At 69.7% G+C, this 19,194-nt stretch carries 17 protein-coding genes; 14 read left to right on the forward strand and 3 right to left on the reverse strand.

The features are described 5' to 3' along the window. Position 1 precedes the first annotated feature (1 nt). From ACIRD7_RS18730 to ACIRD7_RS18740, 3 genes are read left to right on the forward strand one after another with little or no spacing between them, the layout of a single operon-like run. Positions 2-268, forward strand: a complete 267-nt coding sequence (locus tag ACIRD7_RS18730; protein WP_403454338.1) for an acyl carrier protein — start codon at positions 2-4, stop codon at positions 266-268. Between the two features lies 1 nt (position 269). Then, complete coding sequence (locus ACIRD7_RS18735; protein ID WP_328873888.1) at positions 270-725, forward strand: SRPBCC family protein; 456 nt, start codon at positions 270-272, stop codon at positions 723-725. After that, positions 710-1,033 (forward strand): TcmI family type II polyketide cyclase, encoded by a 324-nt coding sequence (locus ACIRD7_RS18740; RefSeq protein WP_403454339.1) that lies wholly within the window; start codon positions 710-712, stop codon positions 1,031-1,033. Before ACIRD7_RS18735 ends, ACIRD7_RS18740 begins: the two co-directional genes overlap by 16 nt. Before the next feature lie 66 nt (positions 1,034-1,099). Here ACIRD7_RS18740 and ACIRD7_RS18745 read toward each other — a convergent pair whose 3' ends face one another. After that, positions 1,100-2,065 (reverse strand): amidohydrolase family protein, encoded by a 966-nt coding sequence (locus tag ACIRD7_RS18745; RefSeq protein WP_403454340.1) that lies wholly within the window; start codon positions 2,063-2,065, stop codon positions 1,100-1,102. 42 nt (positions 2,066-2,107) lie between these two features. Continuing rightward, complete coding sequence (locus ACIRD7_RS18750) at positions 2,108-3,739, reverse strand: FAD-dependent oxidoreductase (RefSeq protein ID WP_403454342.1); 1,632 nt, start codon at positions 3,737-3,739, stop codon at positions 2,108-2,110. A gap of 145 nt (positions 3,740-3,884) precedes the next feature. Here ACIRD7_RS18750 and ACIRD7_RS18755 point away from each other — a divergent pair, with 145 nt between their 5' ends. From ACIRD7_RS18755 to ACIRD7_RS18785, 7 genes are all read left to right on the forward strand, one after another. Further along, entirely contained in the window at positions 3,885-5,162 is a 1,278-nt protein-coding gene (locus tag ACIRD7_RS18755) for a cytochrome P450 (protein WP_403454343.1), read from the forward strand. Further along, positions 5,159-5,479, forward strand: a complete 321-nt coding sequence (locus tag ACIRD7_RS18760; RefSeq protein ID WP_403454346.1) for an antibiotic biosynthesis monooxygenase family protein — start codon at positions 5,159-5,161, stop codon at positions 5,477-5,479. Before ACIRD7_RS18755 ends, ACIRD7_RS18760 begins: the two co-directional genes overlap by 4 nt. Positions 5,480-5,552: 73 nt before the next feature. Beyond that, entirely contained in the window at positions 5,553-6,062 is a 510-nt protein-coding gene (locus ACIRD7_RS18765) for a MarR family winged helix-turn-helix transcriptional regulator (RefSeq protein WP_403454348.1), read from the forward strand. Positions 6,063-6,177: 115 nt separating this feature from the next. Next, the gene (locus ACIRD7_RS18770; protein ID WP_403454350.1) at positions 6,178-6,516 is read left to right on the forward strand and encodes a DUF3817 domain-containing protein; all 339 of its coding nucleotides are present in this window, start codon (positions 6,178-6,180) and stop codon (positions 6,514-6,516) included. 115 nt (positions 6,517-6,631) lie between these two features. Then, positions 6,632-8,332 (forward strand): methylmalonyl-CoA mutase, encoded by a 1,701-nt coding sequence (locus tag ACIRD7_RS18775; protein WP_403454352.1) that lies wholly within the window; start codon positions 6,632-6,634, stop codon positions 8,330-8,332. Positions 8,333-8,514: 182 nt separating this feature from the next. Next, positions 8,515-12,981: an RICIN domain-containing protein gene (locus tag ACIRD7_RS18780; protein ID WP_403454353.1), complete on the forward strand. Its 4,467-nt coding sequence runs from the start codon at positions 8,515-8,517 to the stop codon at positions 12,979-12,981. Next, positions 12,978-13,721 (forward strand): hypothetical protein, encoded by a 744-nt coding sequence (locus ACIRD7_RS18785; RefSeq protein ID WP_403454355.1) that lies wholly within the window; start codon positions 12,978-12,980, stop codon positions 13,719-13,721. Before ACIRD7_RS18780 ends, ACIRD7_RS18785 begins: the two co-directional genes overlap by 4 nt. Positions 13,722-13,797: 76 nt before the next feature. Here the strand turns inward: ACIRD7_RS18785 and ACIRD7_RS18790 are convergent, their stop codons facing one another. After that, positions 13,798-14,421, reverse strand: coding sequence for a TetR/AcrR family transcriptional regulator (locus ACIRD7_RS18790; RefSeq protein ID WP_403454357.1), 624 nt, complete (start codon positions 14,419-14,421; stop codon positions 13,798-13,800). 213 nt (positions 14,422-14,634) lie between these two features. On the opposite strand from ACIRD7_RS18790, the gene ACIRD7_RS18795 reads away from it, so the two are divergent. From ACIRD7_RS18795 to ACIRD7_RS18810, 4 genes are all read left to right on the forward strand, one after another. Further along, positions 14,635-15,612 carry a tetratricopeptide repeat protein gene (locus ACIRD7_RS18795; protein WP_403454358.1) on the forward strand — a complete coding sequence of 326 codons (978 nt, stop codon included), beginning with the start codon at positions 14,635-14,637 and terminating at the stop codon, positions 15,610-15,612. Positions 15,613-16,271: 659 nt separating this feature from the next. Next, positions 16,272-16,910 carry a DUF6230 family protein gene (locus tag ACIRD7_RS18800; RefSeq protein ID WP_403454359.1) on the forward strand — a complete coding sequence of 213 codons (639 nt, stop codon included), beginning with the start codon at positions 16,272-16,274 and terminating at the stop codon, positions 16,908-16,910. A 187-nt stretch (positions 16,911-17,097) separates the two neighbouring features. Next, positions 17,098-17,694, forward strand: coding sequence for a DUF6114 domain-containing protein (locus ACIRD7_RS18805; protein WP_403454361.1), 597 nt, complete (start codon positions 17,098-17,100; stop codon positions 17,692-17,694). Continuing rightward, entirely contained in the window at positions 17,684-19,051 is a 1,368-nt protein-coding gene (locus ACIRD7_RS18810) for a hypothetical protein (RefSeq protein WP_403454362.1), read from the forward strand. Before ACIRD7_RS18805 ends, ACIRD7_RS18810 begins: the two co-directional genes overlap by 11 nt. The last annotated feature ends 143 nt before the right edge of the window (positions 19,052-19,194 follow it).

Raw genomic sequence — 19,194 nt, forward strand, 5'->3', positions numbered from 1 at the left:
CATGACCACCGAAGTGACCCGACTGACCGTCGCGGATCTGGCGGCACTGATGAAGCAGGCCGCCGGCGTGACCGTCGACCCGCACGAGCTCGAACGCCGTGCGGACGCCCCCTTCGCCGAGTTCGGCCTGGACTCGCTCGGTCTGCTCGGCATCGTCGGCGAGCTGGAGAACCGGCACGGCCGGGCGCTGCCCACCGACGCGGAGCGCTGCAAGAGCCCCCGCGCCTTCCTCGACCTGGTCAACGGCGCACTCACGACGGGAGCCTGACATGGCCGGACACACCGAGAACGAGATCACCATCGCCGCCCCCGTCGACCTCGTCTGGGACATGACGAACGACCTGGAGCGCTGGCCCCAGCTGTTCAGCGAGTACGCCTCCTGTGAGGTGCTCTCCCGCGAGGGCGACACGGTGACCTTCCGCCTGACCATGCATCCCGACGAGAACGGCAAGGTGTGGAGCTGGGTCTCGGAGCGGGTCGCCGACCGCGAGAAGCTCGTCGTGCGCGCCCGCCGGGTCGAGACCGGCCCCTTCGAGTACATGAACATCGTGTGGGAGTACGAGGAGACCCCGGCCGGCACCCGGATGCACTGGACGCAGGACTTCGCCATGAAGCCCGACGCCCCCGTCGACGACGCCGGGATGACGGACATCATCAACCGCAACTCGCCCATCCAGATGGCCCTGATCCGCGACCGAGTGGAGGCGGCATGCACCACGCACTGATCGTCGCCAGGATGGCCCCGCAGTCGGCCAAGGACATCGCGGGCGTCTTCGCCGACTCCGACCGCGGCGAACTCCCGCACCTCGTCGGCGTGACCCAGCGCTCCCTGTTCCAGTTCGGCGATGTGTACATGCACTTCATCGAGGCCGAGCAGGACCCGGGCCCGGCCATCGCGAAGGTGGCGGGGCACCCCGAGTTCGTCGGCATCAGCAAGCGGCTCGAAGCCTTCGTCAGCCCGTACGACCCGCAGACCTGGCGGAGTCCGAAGGACGCGATGGCCCGGTGCTTCTACCACTGGCAGAAGCACTGAGCGCACACGAAAAGGCCGCCGCCCGCGCTCCCGTGAGCGCGGGCGGCGGCCTTTCGCGGCCTTTGGCTACCGGCGCGCGAGCCCCGGCATCAGGCGCAGCGCGTTCTCCCGGTTGATGCCCCGGAGCTGGGCCTCCGAGAGGAAGGGGTCGCTGTCCAGGGCCGGCGTCACACTGTCGATGAGGACATGCGCGGGCGTGGGCGGCCAGTCCGTGCCGAACAGGATGCGGTCGGGATCCACCGTCGCCAGCAGGGTGGGCGTGGCCGACGGCGACATGGGGCCCGCCGTGTCGAAGTAGAACCGGTGCAGGTGGTCACGGACCCGGCCGGGCTCGATCGGCGGGTCGATACGGCTGCCGAACAGGTCGAGCCGGGTGGCCATGTAGGGCAGGAAGCCCCCGCCGTGCGGCAGGACGAAGCTGAGGTTCGGATAGCGGTCCAGGGTGCCGTTGCGGATGAGGTTGACGGCCGCGCGGGTGGTGTCCAGCAGGAAGTCGCACACGAAGGGCGGCATCCCCGGCATGCCCGCGGCGCCGTCCTTGCCCGCCGGTACGTCCATGGGGTGCGTGCTGACGACCGCGGACCGCTCGTTGAGCTCCTGGAGCAGCCGGTCGTGCGAGGGGTCGCCGAGGAAGACGCCGTCCATGCTGGTGCGCGTGCTCACCCCGACGGCACCGAGCTCGTCGAGGCCGTACCGGACGCTCCACGAGGAGAGCTCCAGGTCGTCGAGGAAGACGGGCGTGAAGAACGCGAACCGCTCGGGGTGGGCCTCCACGACGTCGGCCGCAGCCCGCAGGGCGACCCGCGCGCTCTCCTGACGCTCGGCGCGCTCCCGGAGCCGGCCCAGCATCGCGACCGTCATGACGGAGGTGCCGATCCCCGTCTTGTCCATGATCTCCAGCGCCGCCGTCAGGTCCCAGCGGGTCCACCAGGGCAGTTTCTCGCGGTTGACGACACCTCGTTCCTCCGCCCAGTCCAGCCAGGCCGGGGCGGTGAAGTGGTGGTGGACGTCGATGCGTCCGGCAAGGGTCATGGGGCGTCCTCGTCGTTCGGGTGGGGATGGGACAGAGGGGGCTCAGTCGCGGCAGAGCACGCTCTGCAGCACGTTCGTCAGGACGCGGTCGGCGTCCGGCATCGCGGCGTCGGCCCGCCAGGCGACGAAGCCGTCGGGGCGTACGAGCACGGCGCCGTCCTCGGCCGTGCCGTGCAGCTCCGCCCAGTCGGCGTCCGCGTCGGGGACGAGGTCGTGGTCGGGGCCCGTGCCCACGAGATAGGCCTCGACGGGGACGCCCAGGTGGCCGGCGGCCTTCTCCACCGCGGCCCGCCACTTCTGGCCCCCGGACCCGGCGAGCAGCACGAAGGAACGCTCGTAGAGGTCGAGCGTGGAGATCCTGGTGCCCTCTCGCACGACCCACATGTGCGGGGCCCGGGTGCCCGGCTCGCCGCCCAGCTGGAAGGTGTCGGGGACGACCGGCCGCTCCGGTGGGGCGCCCACCACGGCGTTCGAGGCGTAGCCGTAGCACAGGGCGACGGTCATCAGGTCCGACGGGTCGTTGTTGCGTCCGGCGGCGGGGCTGAAACCCGGGTGCTGTTCGTCGGCCGCCTGCACGCACGCGCGTGTGCCGGTGGCGAGGGCGACGGGCCGGCGTTCGAGCTCGTAGCTGTCGAGCAGCGACGGGCAGGCCCAGCCGCGCAGCACCGCCGCCAGCTTCCAGGCGAGGTTGTGGGCGTCCTGGATGCCGGTGTTGGAGCCGAACGCCCCGGTGGGCGGCATCTCGTGGGCCGAGTCGCCGGCCAGGAAGACCCGGCCCGCGCCGTAGCTGTCGGCGACCCGCTTCGAGGCGTGCCAGGGCGCCTTGCCGGTGATCTCGACGTCGATGCCGGGCACTCCGGCGGCGGCGCGGATGTGCGCGGCAAGCCGCTCGTCGGTGAAGTCCTCCAACTCCTCACCCCGGTCGGGATACCAGGGCACGTGGATCACCCAGCGCTCCTCGTTGTCCACCGGCAGCAGGGCGCCCTCCCCGTCGGGGTCGGTGACATAGCAGACGACGAATCGTTTCTCCCCGACATGGTTCTTCAGGGTCCGGCTGCGGAACGTCACGCTGACGTTGTGGAACAGCTCGCCCGGCCCCGACTGACCGATCCCCAGGTGCCTGCGGATGGGACTGCGGGGTCCGTCGGCGGCCACCAGGTACGCGGCGTTCACGGTGCGTTCCTCACCGGTGTCCCGGTTCCTGACCCGGGCCGTCACGCCGTCCGCGTGCTCCGTGAAGGAGAGCAGCTCCGAGCTGAAGCGGATGTCGGCACCCTGCTCGCGCGCGTACTCCAGCAGCACCGGTTCGAGGTCGTTCTGGCTGCACAGACACCAGTCCGAGGAACTGACCCGGGTGATGTCCATGCCGCCGGAGATGTCCCCGATGATCCAGCGGCGCTGCTCCCCGGTGAGGGTGTCCACCTGGAGAATGCCGTCGTTCCCGGACAGCACGCTGGCCGCGTCACGGATGCGTGACTCCAGCCCGGCGGTCCGGTAGATCTCCATGGTGCGCACGTTGTTGCCGCGGCCACGCGGATGGGTCGATGTCGCGGCATGACGCTCCACGAGCATGTGCTCGATTCCGAGGCGCCCCAGGAAAACCGAAGTGGAAAGACCCACCAGGGAGCCGCCGACGACGAGAACTGGTACAGATTCCTGTTCGTGTCCGCTCACGTCGTCGATGTTTACCAAGTCCGACTGCCACACACACGTCGTACGGCGAGCCGACCCATATGGCGCAGCGCCGTTTGCGGCGCCCCACGGCCCGGGAAACGGTGGCTTCGAGCCAAGGAAATTCACGCCGACCCGGGGACCAGTCATGACGCAAGCGTTCGCATCCGAGGAATCCTCGGAATCCGAGGCACTGTCGCCCGAGGAGGCCGCGGCCGCGGCCTCGTCGTGCAGCCGGGAGTTCCGCGCCAACCCGCATCCCGTCTACGCCGCGCTGCGCGAGTCGGCGCCCGTGTGCCCGCTCTCGCCGCCCCACGGCGTGGAGACGTACCTGATCACGCGGTATGACGACGCGCGCGCCGCGCTGGCCGACCCCCGGCTGAGCAAGGACATGTACGGCGCCATCGACGCCTACCACCGCATCTTCGGTGACTCCTCGATCGCGCTCGACGACAACATGCTCTTCTCGGACCCGCCGAAGCACACCAGGCTCCGCCGGATCGTCGGAAACACCTTCACCCCGAAGCGGGTGGAATCGCTGCGGACGCGCGTGCAGCAGATCACCGACGAACTGCTCGACGAGTGCCAGACGACCGGTCCGGTGAATCTGCTCCCGGAATTCTGCTTCCCGCTGCCCCTCCATGTGATCTGTGAACTCCTGGGTGTTCCGGAGAACGAGCGCAAACAGGCCCAGGAATGGTCCGCCACCGTCGCCCAGACCGGTTTCGGACCGGAGGCGAGAAAGAAGCTGGAGATCGCCGAGGGAAATCTGCGCGACTATCTGGTGGACCTGTGCGCGAGAAAGCGCAGGGAGCCGGACGCCGGTCTGCTCAGCGCGCTCGTCACCGCCCAGGACCAGGAGGGCTCGCTCACCGACCACGAACTCGTCTCGACGGCGTGGGTGCTGCTCTTCGCGGGCCACAAGTCGACGGCGTATCAGATCGGCAACGCCGTCTACCACCTGCTCAGCCGGCCGGAGCAGAAGGCGCTGGCCCTGCGGGACGAGAGCGCGATGAACGCGGCGATCGAGGAGATCTTCCGGTTCGAGACCTCCGTGGAGAACTCCACGTTCCGTCACGCCAAGGAGGACATCGTCATCCGGGACACGCTCATCCCCAAGGGCGCGCTCGTCCAGATCTCGATCACCGGCGCCAACCGCGACCCGGAGATGTTCACCGCGCCGAACGAGATGGACGTCCAGCGTCCGAACGTCCAGGCCACGCATCTCGCCTTCGGCTACGGACCGCACTACTGCGTCGGCGCCCCGCTGGCCCGCCTGGAGATGCAGATCGCCCTCAACACGCTCTTCGGACGCTTCCCCCGCATGGCGCTGGCCGTGGCCCCCGAGGACGCGCGCTGGATGACCGTACCGTTCCCCGCCTTCCGAGGACTGGCCGAGCTTCCGGTCGTCCTCGACCCGTCGTGACGGCCCCCGCCTCCGCCCCGGCGGGGGTGCGGGTGGTCCGGCTGCTGCGGGTGCGCGAGGGGATGGAGGAGCAGTTCGTACGGTCGTACGCGGACGTCCGCGCCGGAGCCGAGCGGTTCCCCGGACACCTCGGCGAACAGCTGTGCCGCTCCCTGGACGACCCCGCCCAGTGGCTGCTCACCAGCGAGTGGGCCGACGCCGAGGCGATCGGCCGCTGGCGCACCGACTCCGCCCACCGGGCGCTGGTCGAGCCGATGAACGCCTGTCTGCACGACGACCGGTGGACCGGCGTCTTCCACATCAGGGAGTCGACGTAGGCCGGACGGGCCCTTCGGACCGATGGGCGAGACGGGGCTGACCACCATATGACCGGCCGGTAAGGTCGGCTCCGTGCCGAAGCCGCTCAGTCTTCCCTTCGATCCCATCGCGCGCGCCGACGAACTCTGGAAGCAGCGCTGGGGAAACGTGCCGTCCATGGCCGCCATCACCTCGATCATGCGCGCACACCAGATCCTGCTCGCCGAGGTCGACGCGGTGGTCAAGCCGTACGGCCTGACGTTCGCGCGGTACGAGGCGCTGGTGCTGCTCAACTTCTCCAAGGGGGGCGAGCTGCCGATGTCCAAGATCGGCGAGCGGCTCATGGTGCACCCCACGTCGGTGACGAACACCGTCGACCGGCTGGTCAGGTCCGGCCTGGTGGACAAGCGCCCCAACCCCAACGACGGACGCGGCACCCTCGCCTCCATCACCGAGAAGGGCCGCGAGGTGGTCGAGGCGGCCACCCGCGACCTGATGGCCATGGACTTCGGGCTCGGGGTGTACGACGCCGACGAGTGCGCGGAGATCTTCGCCATGCTGCGTCCGCTGCGGGTGGCGGCGCAGGACTTCGACGAGAGCTGAGACGCGGGCCGGCGCCGGGGCCGGGGCCGGGGCCGGGAGTGGGAGTGGGGCACGGGGCGGGACCTGGGTGGGGCCGGGGCAAGATCTGCCGGAACGGGTGGTTACGCTCGTACGCATGAAGAAGAGCGTGCTGACGCGCTACCGCGTCATGGCCTACGTGACCGGTGTCCTCCTCGTCCTGCTCACGCTGGGCGTCATCGCCAAGTACCTGCTGAAGATGGACGGCGCCGACAGCTTCACGAGCGTCGTCGGCATCGCGCACGGCTGGCTGTACGTCCTGTACCTGGTCTTCGCCTTCGACCTGGGCTCCAAGGCGAAGTGGCCGGTGCAGCGGCAGCTGTGGGTGCTGCTGGCCGGGACCATCCCGACGGCCGCCTTCTTCGTGGAGCGCAAGATCACGCACGAGCTGGAGGCCAAGGTCGCGGAGGACGCGGCGGCGGTCGCCAAGGCCTGACCGAACCGCCGCGAAGTCCGCTTTGCGGCGGTTTTTCTACCGGGATTACTAGGACGTCCAAGTAAATCTTCGTCTGCCGTCGACATTTACTAGGACGTCCAAGTAAATTGATGGTATGGACGCTGACGCCATCGACGAGGGCCGCCGCCGCTGGCAGGCCCGGTACGACGCCGCGCGTAAGCGCGACGGTGACTTCACCACGCTCTCCGGTGACCCGGTGGAGCCGGTGTACGGGCCCCGGCCGGGCGACGGCTACGAGGGCTTCGAGCGGATCGGATGGCCCGGGGAGTACCCCTATACCCGCGGGCTGTATCCGACCGGCTACCGAGGGCGGACGTGGACCATCCGGCAGTTCGCCGGGTTCGGGAACGCCGAGCAGACCAACGAGCGCTACAAGATGATCCTCGGCAACGGCGGCGGCGGTCTCTCGGTCGCCTTCGACATGCCGACCCTGATGGGCCGCGACTCCGACGACCCGCGCTCGCTCGGCGAGGTCGGGCACTGCGGCGTCGCCATCGACTCGGCCGCCGACATGGAGGTCCTGTTCAAGGACATCCCGCTGGGCGACGTGACGACGTCGATGACGATCAGCGGCCCGGCGGTCCCCGTCTTCTGCATGTACCTGGTGGCGGCGGAGCGCCAGGGCGTCGACCCGGGCGTCCTGAACGGCACGCTCCAGACCGACATCTTCAAGGAGTACATCGCCCAGAAGGAGTGGCTCTTCCAGCCCGAGCCGCACCTTCGCCTCATCGGCGACCTCATGGAGCACTGCGCGGCCGGCATCCCCGCCTACAAGCCGCTGTCCGTCTCCGGCTACCACATCCGCGAGGCCGGCGCGACGGCCGCGCAGGAGCTGGCGTACACGCTCGCGGACGGCTTCGGCTACGTGGAGCTGGGCCTGTCCCGCGGCCTGGACGTCGACGTCTTCGCCCCCGGCCTGTCCTTCTTCTTCGACGCGCACGTCGACTTCTTCGAGGAGATCGCCAAGTTCCGTGCGGCGCGGCGTATTTGGGCACGGTGGATGCGGGACGTGTACGGCGCGCGGAGCGACAAGGCCCAGTGGCTGCGCTTCCACACCCAGACCGCCGGAGTCTCGCTGACCGCCCAGCAGCCGTACAACAACGTCGTACGGACGGCCGTGGAGGCGCTGGCGGCCGTGCTGGGCGGCACCAACTCCCTCCACACCAACGCCCTGGACGAGACCCTCGCGCTGCCGAGCGAGCAGGCGGCCGAGATCGCGCTGCGTACGCAGCAGGTGCTGATGGAGGAGACCGGGGTCGCCAACGTGGCCGATCCGCTGGGCGGTTCGTGGTACATCGAGCAGCTGACCGACCGGATCGAGGCGGACGCCGAGAAGATCTTCGAGCAGATAAAGGAGCGCGGCCTCAGGGCGCACCCGGACGGGCAGCACCCGATCGGGCCGATCACCTCCGGCATCCTGCGCGGCATCGAGGACGGCTGGTTCACCGGCGAGATCGCCGAGTCCGCCTTCCGCTACCAGCGGGCGCTGGAGAAGGGCGAGAAGCGGGTCGTCGGCGTCAACGTCCACACCGGCTCGGTGACCGGCGACCTGGAGATCCTCCGGGTCAGCCACGAGGTCGAGCGGGAGCAGGTCCGGGTGCTGGCGGCGCGCAAGTCGGGCCGCGACGACGCCGCGGTCCGCACGGCCCTGGACGGGATGCTGGCCGCCGCCCGCAGCGGCGCCAACATGATCGAGCCGATGCTGGACGCGGTGCGGGCCGAGGCGACGCTGGGGGAGATCTGTGGTGTGCTGCGGGACGAGTGGGGAGTGTACACGGAGCCGGCGGGCTTCTGAGACTCCCATCTGAGAGTCCCATCCTTCACATTTGTCACACAAATGACGCCAAAAATACTTGTCCTGCACCCGACATCCATGCGTAAGGTGATCGCCGCGCCGAACGGAGCCGACCACTCCGTCATCGTGCGCGTCGATCGGCGACCGGGAGAACACCGTCGCCACGGGGAGGACAGACCACCATGCCGAGACATCGGCTCTTCACGCATGCCCGTTTGAGACCAGGGCCTCTGGCGTCGCTGCTCACCTCCGGCGTCGCCGTGGCCCTGCTCGGGGGGCTGGCCGTCCAGCCGGATCTGCTCAATCGCTACGCCCAGGACGACGTCGTACCCGTGGCTGACAGCTACGACGGGTTCGACACGCAGGCCGCCGAGCAGGTCCGGGAGGACCAGTGTCTGCTGGGCGAGATGCTGCGGATGGGCGGGCCCACGACGTTCGCCGTGGCGCAGGACGGGCTCAATCGGACGGCGGAGAAGCTGCACGAAGCGGCGAACTCGGACTACTGGGAGACGACCCCACTGTCCACGGCGTTCGAGAAGGACCAGGACGCCGCCAGCAAGGAAGGGTGGGCGCTCCACGAACACCTCAGGGACTTCCAGATCAGCGGCATCCCCCAGCCCGGTGGTTTCCAGTCGCTGGCCGACTTCGAATGGCCGCCGGGAACCAGCGCGGATCCCCGTCCGGACTTCTTCCAGCAGACCGGCCTGTCGAAGTGGATCTGGGAGCAGTTCTGGAGGAGCGAGGGCGACCTCTACGAGGACCCGACCCCGAAGGCGGACGACGCAACCGTCAAGGCGGTCAAGGACCTTGGTACCCCGCTGTACTCCGAGAAGCCTTACGACCCGTCACTCACGACCGAGGAGCGGGCACGGGAGTACAACGAACGCCGGGCGTTCGAGGACCTGTTCGACACTTTCCGTGGTGAGGGCGCGGATGACGCCCGCCTCTTCCTCTCCTCCGGCGGCTTCCCCCGCACCGCGCCCGAGCCCGACAGCGTCGAGTACCGCATCGCGGTGGAGGACCTGAAGTCCCGCTTCGCCTCCTGCGCCTGGCGCACGCCCATCGACCCCAACAAGGTCCTCGGCAAGGAGGTCGCCACCGCGTCCGCCGAGTGGCAGCAGGAGATCGCGGCGCAGGCAACCCAGCGCAACCAGATCCTGACCGCCAACCGCTCCGCCACCAAGGCCCTCGCCACCGGCTCCAAGGCGCTGAGCGAGATGCTGGGCCACTCCTGGCGGGCCGACCACCTGGTCCGCTGGCAGGACTACTGGTCGGCGGGCGGCCCCGGTTGGATCGGCACCAGCCCCTTCGTCATCCACGCGGGCGGGGCTTCCGACAAGTGCCTCGACGTGGCCGGCGGCAAGAAGGACAACGGCACGCCCGTGCAGATCTACACCTGCAACGGTGGCGCGGCCCAGAAGTGGCAGATCAGCGGTGACACCCTGGTTAACCCCAACTCCGGCAAGTGCCTGACCGTCAAGGGCGGCGCGAACGCCAACGGCACGGCCGTGGTGATCATGCCGTGCACCAGTGGCGTCTCCCAGAAGTGGCAGTACGGCACCCACGGCACGACCCGCCTGTACAACCCGGCGACCAAGAACTGCCTCGACCTGGCCACGTACGCCAACAGCCAGGACGGCCGGATGTGGGACTGCACCGGCAAGACTCCGCAGAAGTTCGACATCGTCCCGTCCGGTCACCAGGGCGCCGACGACGACCTTGACTACCCGACCAAGGCCCAGTTCGACCGGGTGAAGTCGGACATCGCCAAGTCCCAGGCCGAGTCGAAGAAGCAGCTCGACCTGCTCAAGGCGCAGGTCACGGCGGCGAAGACGGCCGCCACGACGACGGACACGGCCACGCAGGCCGCCTACGCCATCGCCGACAAGGCGGGTGCCCCCAGGGGCCGCGGGCTGCTCGTCGGCCAGCAGAAGGCCCAGGTCACCAAGGCGTCGTCGGCCGCGCTGGAGGCGCTGTCCAAGGCCGGTGACACGGCGTACGCCGCAACTCGCGCCTCCGCTGGGGACAGCGAGACCATCGCGGCCCGCGCCCTGACGCAGGCGGCCCAGTCGAAGGCGGCGTTCCGTACGGCCGCCGCCAACGAGGCCCGGGCGCAGGCGAAGGCCGCCGCCGAGGCCGCCGCCGTCCAGGCGAACGAGGCCAAGGTCGCCCGTGACCTGGCCAAGGCCAAGCTGCTCGAGACGCAGAAGGCGGAGGCGGACGCGAAGGCCGCGGCCGCCACCGCGCACGCCAAGCGGCTCGCGGCGGAGGCCGAGGAGGCAACGGCGAAGAAGGAGAAGGAGACCGCCGCCGCCAAGCAGGCCGAGGCCGCCCAGCACAAGGAGAACGCCCAGGGCTACGCGAAGACGGCGAGCGAGGCCAAGGGCCGCGCCGAGACGGCCGAGTCCACCGCCCGGGACAAGCGCCAGGACGCCGAGGCCGCCCGGGACCGGGCGAAGGCCAAGCGGGACGACGCCTGGGACGCCGAGAGCAAGGCGAACGCGGCGCGCGCCAAGGCCGACGCCAAGGACGCCTACGCCGAGGCACGCGAGTCCGAGAACGACGCCCAGGCGTCCAGGGCCGCGGCCGACGACGCGGACAAGGCCGCCGACGACGCCGAGTCGGCCGCGGCATCGGCGCGCTCCGAGGCGAACGCGGCGACCAAGGCGGCCGCCGACGCGGACGCCGCCGCCACGCGCGCGGAGGCCGCCGCCAAGCGCGCCCGTTCCGCGGCGGACGACGCGCAGGCGGCCAAGCTGAAGGCGGACGCCGCCGTGAAGACGGCCACCAGCGCCGCCGCGGACGCCATCAGGGCCTCGCAGACCGCCGCCTCCGCCGCGCACACCGCGGTCAAGCTGGCCGACGACGCAGAGAAGGACGCAGCCAAGGCCAAGGCGCAGGCCGCCGCGGCGAAGGCCGAGGCCGCCAAGGCGGTCGCGGGAGCGGCCGACGCGGCCGGTCACGCCTACACCACCGCCCAGGCGGCGGAGGACGCCGGCAACGCCGCACAACAGGTGGCGGCTCCGGCCAATGACGCGATCCAGCTCGGCTCGCAGTACGTCACCACGGACTCGGCAGCGGGTCTCGCCGTCCTGGCGGGGCAGTCGTCGAAGACGATCGCCGAGCAGCAGCAGGCGGTCGCCGAGGCGCACGCGGCCAACGCCAAGAAGAACGCGGAGCAGGCGCAGAGCCTCGCGAACGCGGCGACGGGAGACGCCAAGGCCGCGTACACCCTGGCCGCGGAGGCCGCCGGGTTCGCGGCGGACGCCCGCAAGTCGGCGAAGGAGGCGCTGGGTTACGCCGCCGAGGCGGCCAAGCACGCGGCGGCCGCGCAGGCTTCGCTGGCCCGCACCATCGAGTACGACCGGCAGGCCACCGAGGACGCGAACGCCGCCGACAAGGCGGCCGACCGAGCCGACAGCCACGCCACGGCCGCCCGTTCCTCCGCCGACCAGGCCGCCCTGGACGCCGAGGGCGCCCGTACGGCGGCCTCCGAGGCCGAGCAGGCCGCCAAGGACGCCCGAGCTGCCGCCGACCGCGCGGACGCCGAGGCGAAGGCGGCGGAGGAGGCGGCCAAGGACGCCCAGAAGTACGCGGAGTCGGCACAGGAGGCGGCCGAGTCGGCCGCGCGCAAGGAGGCCAACCAGGTCGTCCAGGACGGCGCCGGAACCGGCGTCGGCGGTGTCTTCTACATCGTCGACAAGGTCACCGAGGCGGGCCCGGCCAAGCCGCTCAGCAAGTGCGACTACGTACCCCAGGGCTGCACGGTGACGTACGAGCTGAACCTGAACGTCACGGTCAGCTACTACTTCTGCGCCAACCCCGAGGTGCCTGCCACGGAGAGTGGCTGCCCGAAGGCGGACACGGTCTTCCTCAAGACCGAGACCCTCACCAACCAGAAGCAGAAGTGGACCCACCACTTCAGCTTCGGTGAGATCACCCGGATCGGCTGGCAGAACCTCTTCGGGGACACGGTCGGCGCGGTCCTGTACGAGATCGTGCTGGGCGATGCCGCCCGGTGTTACCACGGCGACAAGTCCAGTTGTGCCTGGGCCGCCGCGATCCTCGTGCCGCCGTCGATGGCCACGAAGCTCGCCGAGGCGGCCAAGATTGCCATGAGGGCTGAACGTGCCACCAAGACCGGTGAGGACGCTGCGCAGGTACTCGCGGACCTGAAGAAGCTCTACGGGGAGCAGGGCGCCGCCAAGGTCGGCGACGCCACGAGCGCGGCGGGCCTGGGACTGCGCATCGCGGCCGCCGTTGCGGAACGGGCCAAGATCCACCGTGGCACCCTCGACCCCAAGCTGCTGGACCGGCTCGCGGACGCCGGCGTGAAGTTCAACAGAGCGGACACGATCTGGGTGATCGAGTACGCCAAGCCCGGCGTGCCCCTCGCCTGGCTCGAAAAGGGCAACGTCAACGCGGGCCTCACCCACATCGCCTTTCGGCATGCGGGAGAGTTCGCGAGCGCGGGGGTCCGGGTGGAGGACATTCCCGCCCTCGTGAAGACGGCCCTCACCCAGGGCACACGGGTCGGCACCCAGGGAGCCGGAAGGCCGATCTTCGAGGTCGTCTTCCAGGGCAAGACCCAGCGGGTGGCCGTTAGCGTGGGCGACAACGGCTATGTGATCGGAGCGAACATCGCATGACCTTCGAGGAACCGCGGCACCTGCTCGTGCGCGCCAGGGGCGAGCCATCTCCCCTGTACGAGCCGCAGGATGCCGAGGCCCACGACGACCTCAGCGCCTTCACCCGCGGCGTCCCGCTGGACGAAGCCGGGCTCGGGCTGCCCGAGGAACTGGTTGACGCGTTGCGCTCCTGGTCGCTGTCCCGCCCGCCGGAGGGCTTCGTCTCCCGCCCGGATCTGCGGGGGCACGTGAAGCAGGGCCTGGCGACCGCCCAGCGACTGGCCCGGTATCTGGGGCCGTCGTGGGTGGTGCGCTACTGGGACGAGCGCCACAGGTCGGCGAAGTGGGTGTGCTGGGGCTGCGAACGCCTGCACTGGGAACGCGACAGCCACGGCACGCCACCACACCCCGTTCACCTCACCGTCGAGGGCGAGTACAAATTCGGACCGCTGCGCTCCGAGGGGTTCGGGGACTTCTTCCCGGATGATCCCGCCGCCGCCCTGGACCTGTCCGACGGGCTGGTCTCCTCCCTCTACACATGGGCGGACGGGATCGATGCCACCCTGGATCTGGATCTGCGTGACCGGGAGGACGGGAAGTACGACGCCGAGTGGGAACGGTTGTTCCGCGAAGGGATGGAGCTGGCCAGGCGGGTCGCGCACGAGCTCGGTCCCGCCCGGACGGTGACCTATAAGGGCTTGGCACATGGTGGTCTCGCCGCGCTGACGTCGATCACCTGGCAGGGAGACCGTCAGATGTAGTCCCCAGCCGAACACCAGCGGTGGAGCGGGGGGAGAGATTCCTCCGCTCCACCGTCCTGCGTGATGGCAACCTGGGTCAGGCCGCCCCGGATGCCGTCAGGCCGTCGAGCAGAAGCGCCACGAAACCCCGGGCCCACGTGGCGTCGACGGGTTCGGCGCTCACCAGGGCCCGGTGTACCACCGCGCCCGCGATCACGTCGAAGATGAGGTCGACCGTGCGAGCGGAATCCGCGGGGTCGGTCTCCGGCGGGAGCTCGCCACGGCACTGGGCGCGGTCACGGCCCTCCACCACCAGCCGCTTCTGGCGGTCGACGATCGAGGCACGGATGCGCTCGCGCAGCGCGTCGTCCCGGGTGGACTCCGCGACCACCGCCATCAAGCCACTCTTCGCCTCCGGACGGGCCAGGATCGCCGCGAACTGGAGCACGACACCCTCGATGTCCGCGGCCAGGCTGCCCCGGTCGGGCAGGCGGAGCTCGTCGAAGAGCTCCGCCACCGCGTCGACCACCAGCTCGTTCTTCCCCGACCAGCGGCGATAGAGCGTCGTCTTCGCAACCCCGGCGCGTGTCGCCACGTCCCCCAAGGTGAGCTTCGACCACCCCAGTTCGACCAGCGCCTCCCGCGTCGCGGCCAGGATCGCCGCGTCCGCGGTGGCGCTGCGCGGGCGTCCGGGACGGTTGGCGGCGGTGCGGCTCTGCATCCCCTGACCATATCCGGGGGGTCCGTGTGTGGTCGTGAGGGAGATCACGGGTGGGTGGTGTTCCGCGGGGGCACTCTGCCATTACGCTACGACTCGTAGCGAAAGCGACGACCACAGGCGTGGGGTGGGGACCCGGCGCCGGGCACCACCGAGCCGGGAACGGCTTTCCGACCAGTTTTCACACGCGCGCGCCGGACGGGGGAGGATAGACGCATGCAGCCACGGAACATGTCCATGAGCGGAGTCGTCGACCTCGCCGCGGTGAAGGCGGCCCAGGAGGCCAAGGCGAAGGCGGAGCAGGCCCGGGCCGAGGCCGCCCGGCAGGGCGGGGGAGGGGCCGTGTCGCCCGCCGACCTCGTCATCGAAGTGGATGAGGCGGGCTTCGAGCGCGACGTCTTGCAGCGGTCCGCCGAGGTGCCCGTCGTCATCGACTTCTGGGCCGAGTGGTGCGAGCCCTGCAAGCAGCTGAGCCCCGTACTGGAGCGCCTCGCCGTCGCCTACAACGGCCGCTTCCTCCTCGCCAAGATCGACGTCGACGCGAACCAGATGCTGATGCAGCAGTTCGGCGTGCAGGGCATCCCCGCCGTGTTCGCCGTCGTCGCCGGGCAGGCGCTGCCGCTCTTCCAGGGCGCGGCCGGCGAGGCGCAGATCCGCGAGACGCTCGACCAGCTCGTGACCGTAGCCGAGCAGCGGTTCGGTCTGACCGGCCTCACGGTCGACCCCGACGCCGAGCCGGGCGGAGCCGCCCAGCCGGGCCCCGCCGTGCCGGCCGGTCCGTACGACGCCCTGCTCGAAGCCGCCGTACAGGCCCTGGACGCGGGCGACTTGTCCGGTGCGGTCCAGGCGTACAAGAACGTGCTGAGCGAGGACCCGGCGAACTCCGAGGCCAAACTCGGGCTCGCCCAGGCCGAGTTGCTCCAGCGGGTGCAGGGCGCCGACCCGCAGCAGGTGCGCAAGGAGGCCGCCGACAAGCCCGCTGACGCACAGGCGCAGATCGCCGCCGCCGACCTGGATCTGGTGGGCGGTCATGTCGAGGACGCCTTTGGGCGACTTATCGACACCGTGCAGCGCACGTTCGGTGACGACCGGGACACCGTACGGATTCGGCTGCTGGAGCTGTTCGAGGTCGTGGGCGCCGACGATCCGCGGGTTGCGGCGGCGCGCAGGGCGCTGGCGCGGGCGCTGTTCTGAGCGGCTCGCCGAGCAGGTCGGCGGCCCCGTTCTGACCTGTCGCTAAACCCGCGGGCGTGTGTTGCCCGAGTGAAAGATCTGCCGAGAGACGACCACTGCGGCCGCGCTTTACCAAATCTTGGTAATCGCGGCCGCGGTTACTGGGGGTAAGTCGCGGGCGTCTTTCTGTCGCTTTCTGTCCGGCGATACCTGGATTTGTCCGGTGACTTGACAGCACCCTGCGTCGCTGTCCGAGACCTGCGGGTCGTTGTTCGGTTATCCGGCCGTTACTACCGAGTAACGAAGCCCCTTGTGCGGGCGGCGAGAATGCACCACGATCGGCCACGCTCGGTCCGTTCCCGTACCCCGACAGCCGGTTGGGTCGCGGGAGTTCCTGGGTCCCCACCGAGCAGAGTCGGCGGCAGTGGCGCCGGCTCTTGGACAGGGGGGTCTTCGCCCACCCGGCGAAGCCTGTCCAGCAGGGTTGTGCGTGATGCGTGTCAGGCGCGACCAGTGGTTGTCGCTCGGGGGTGATCGCCGGTGATTCGGGCGCGGTTCGTGCCACCGAGTACAGGCGCTCTCCTTCCCGAGGACGTAGCACTTCTCCCATCCCTGCCCGGCTGAGCCGCCTTTGGGAGGCGAGTCAGGGTCAGGAGATGTACGTCCGAGAAGGAGGAAATATGGAGTCCCAGGTGCGTGGCGGGACCAGATGGAAGCGGTTCGCTGTGGTCATGGTGCCCAGCGTCGCCGCGGCCGCGGCGGTGGGTGTCGGGCTCGCGCAGGGTGCGCTGGCTGCTTCGTTCAGCGTCTCCGGCCAGCAGTTCAAGGTGAAGGCCGGAGAGCTGCACGGTACGGGCTTCGCCCAGTACGGCGGTATTGACAGCGTCTACACCTCGACCAGTGGCGAGAAGAAGACACAGGTTCCGGTCGCGATCTCGTCGTTCGACAACGCGACGATCAAGAACATGTGTCAGTCGGTCAAGACGGAGATCCCCCTCATAGGGAAGACGATCTACCTCCGTCTGGACGCCGGCAAGACGAAGGACGTCGAGGCTTCGAAGCTCTACATCGACGTCGCTCAGCTCGACGCCGACGCAGAGTTCACGAACATCGACATCGGTGTTGCCGTCAAGGACAAGACGCGCGGCCCCGACGTCAAGCGGGGCGAGAACGTGCTGCCGGGCGGTTTCGCCCAGCAGGCGGAGCGGGCCGACCTCTACGGTGTCGAGCAGACGGCGTGGGCGACCACGGCCGGCACGTTCAAGCTCAGCGGTCTGTCGATGAAGCTCGGCACCGACCCCAAGATGGAGTGCTTCTGACGGCTTCCGTCACCGGGGCGTTCTGGGGTAGCTGAGCTGCCCCACGGGGCGGGGAAGCCATCGCCTCCCCGCCCCGCCGGTCCGGCCCTCCGGGAGCCGGGCACCCTCACAGACTCAGACTTCCGGCTTCTTCACGCCTACGGCCGAGCCGGTACGTACTTCCACCGGACCCAGGGAGCTGTTTTCCATGAGTGCCGAGACTCCGGTCCAGAGCGCCGGGACCTTCACCCGGTTGCGTCTGCGATTCCGCGACTGGCGGGGCACCCGGCCGTTCTGGGCAGGCCTGATCACCCTGCTCGGCGGGGTGCCGATCGCCTACTTCCCGTACGCCACCCTCAAGCTGGGCACCATGTCGCTCACCATGGCGACCACCGCGGGTGCCGGCTCCCTCATCATCGGCGTCCTGCTGTGGACGCTCGGGCTGACCATGTGGTTCCAGGCCGCGACGCGCGTGTTCGCCGGCGTCGCGGCGATCGTCCTCGCCCTGGTGTCCCTGGTGGTCTCCAACATCGGCGGCTTCATCATCGGCTTCCTGCTGGCGATGCTCGGAGGCGCGCTCGCCATCTCGTGGATGCCGGGCAAGGAGCGGCCGGAGGAGGGCAAGGCGCAGGACGGTGCGGCAGGGCCCACGGACGAGGGCGCCGAGCCCCCCGCTTCCGAGGGCACCGTCGAGCCGGGGCAGTCCTTCCCGTCGTACCCGCCCGCCGATGAGGGCCCTGCCCAGGACAGTGGGTTCGACAGCCCTCGCGCCGAGGACCGGATCGGGGGGAACCGTGTCGGCTGACGAGGACCGCGCCGAGTACCCCGCGGCCCCCGCACGGGCGAGAACGGGGCCGCGCCACGCGGCGCCCAAGAAGCCGCTGTTCACCCGGCTGCAGATGCCGGCCGGCAAGGCGATAGCCATGGCCGCGATGCCGACGGCGGTCCTCATGGGGATGGGGTTCACGCCGACGCTGGCCCTGGCCGACGACAAGTCGCCCGCGACCTCGAACAGCCTGACGGCCGACGAGTACAAGGACTGTGTGGCGGCCCTGGACGACGACGCGTCCGCGTCGCCGAGTCCGGACGCCGATGAGTCCACCGACGAGAACGAGTCGGCGGAGCCGACCCCCTCGGCGTCGGAATCCTCCTCGGATTCCTCCTCGGACGGTTCCAACTCTTCGGACTCCTCGGGCTCTTCGGACTCCTCCGGCAACTCCGGTTCCTCGTCGTCGGATTCAGGTTCCGACGACGCGGCCGAGCCCACGCCGAGCCCGTCCGCGAGCAAGTCGAGCGAGGCCCAGTCGGGCGACACGGCAACTCCGTCGCCGTCGGCGTCCGAGAGCGGCGGCAACCTGCTGGAGGACATCGGCGACGCCATCTCCGGCATCTTCACCGGCGGCAGCCAGGAGTCGGCGAGCCCGAGCCCCACGCCGTCCGCTTCGGCGAGCGCGAGCGAGGAGGCGGCCTCCGAAGGCGATGCCGAGGAGACCACCGACAGCGCCAAGGAGACCACCGACAAGGTCACCGACACGGTGAAGGACACCGTCGAGGACACGACCGACAAGGCGTCTGAGGCGGCCGAGGACACCACCGAGGCGGCCGAGAACGCGGCGGAGGAAGCGGCCGACGAGGCCACCGCCTCCCCGAGCCCCAGCCCGTCCGAGAGCTCCACCACGGACCCCGAGGACTGTCCCGCCGCCACGGACGACGAGGGCGGCGTCGACAACAAGATCCTGGTGCCGGACGACCCCTGGTACCTGGAGGCCAGTTCGCTGACGCTGAAGGGTGCGGACTATCAGGGCATCGTCGAGGTGAAGACCGCCAGCGGCAAGAAGAAGAAGGTCCTGAAGTACGTCATCTCCGACGGCACGACCATCGGTGACCTGCACCAGATCGTCAAGGACAAGCAGTCCGGCAAGACGCACCACGTGCAGGCGGAAAAGGGCTCGGATTCCACGATCACCGGCGGCAAGACGGTGATGTACACGGAGAGCATCTCGGGGAACCTTCTCGGGTTGATCCCGATCACGTTCGACCCGGAGCACCCGCCGCCGCTGAACATCCCGCTGATCTACTTCACGAAGGTGAAGGTCACCCAGGCCGGCCAGTTCGGCGGCACGCTGACTGTTCCCGGGCTGCATCAGTACGTCACCGACTGAGCGCCCCACAGAGCCCGTTCGGGAGCCGCACAACGAGCCGTGGGGCGGGGCGCCCCCCCAGAGGGGCGGGCGCCCGCCCCGTCACACTATTGTTAAAAAAAAATTATATAATAAAAAAAAGACCCCAAAAGAGGTATATGGGG

Source organism: Streptomyces sp. NPDC093568, from assembly GCF_044764945.1.
Classification (GTDB): domain Bacteria; phylum Actinomycetota; class Actinomycetes; order Streptomycetales; family Streptomycetaceae; genus Streptomyces.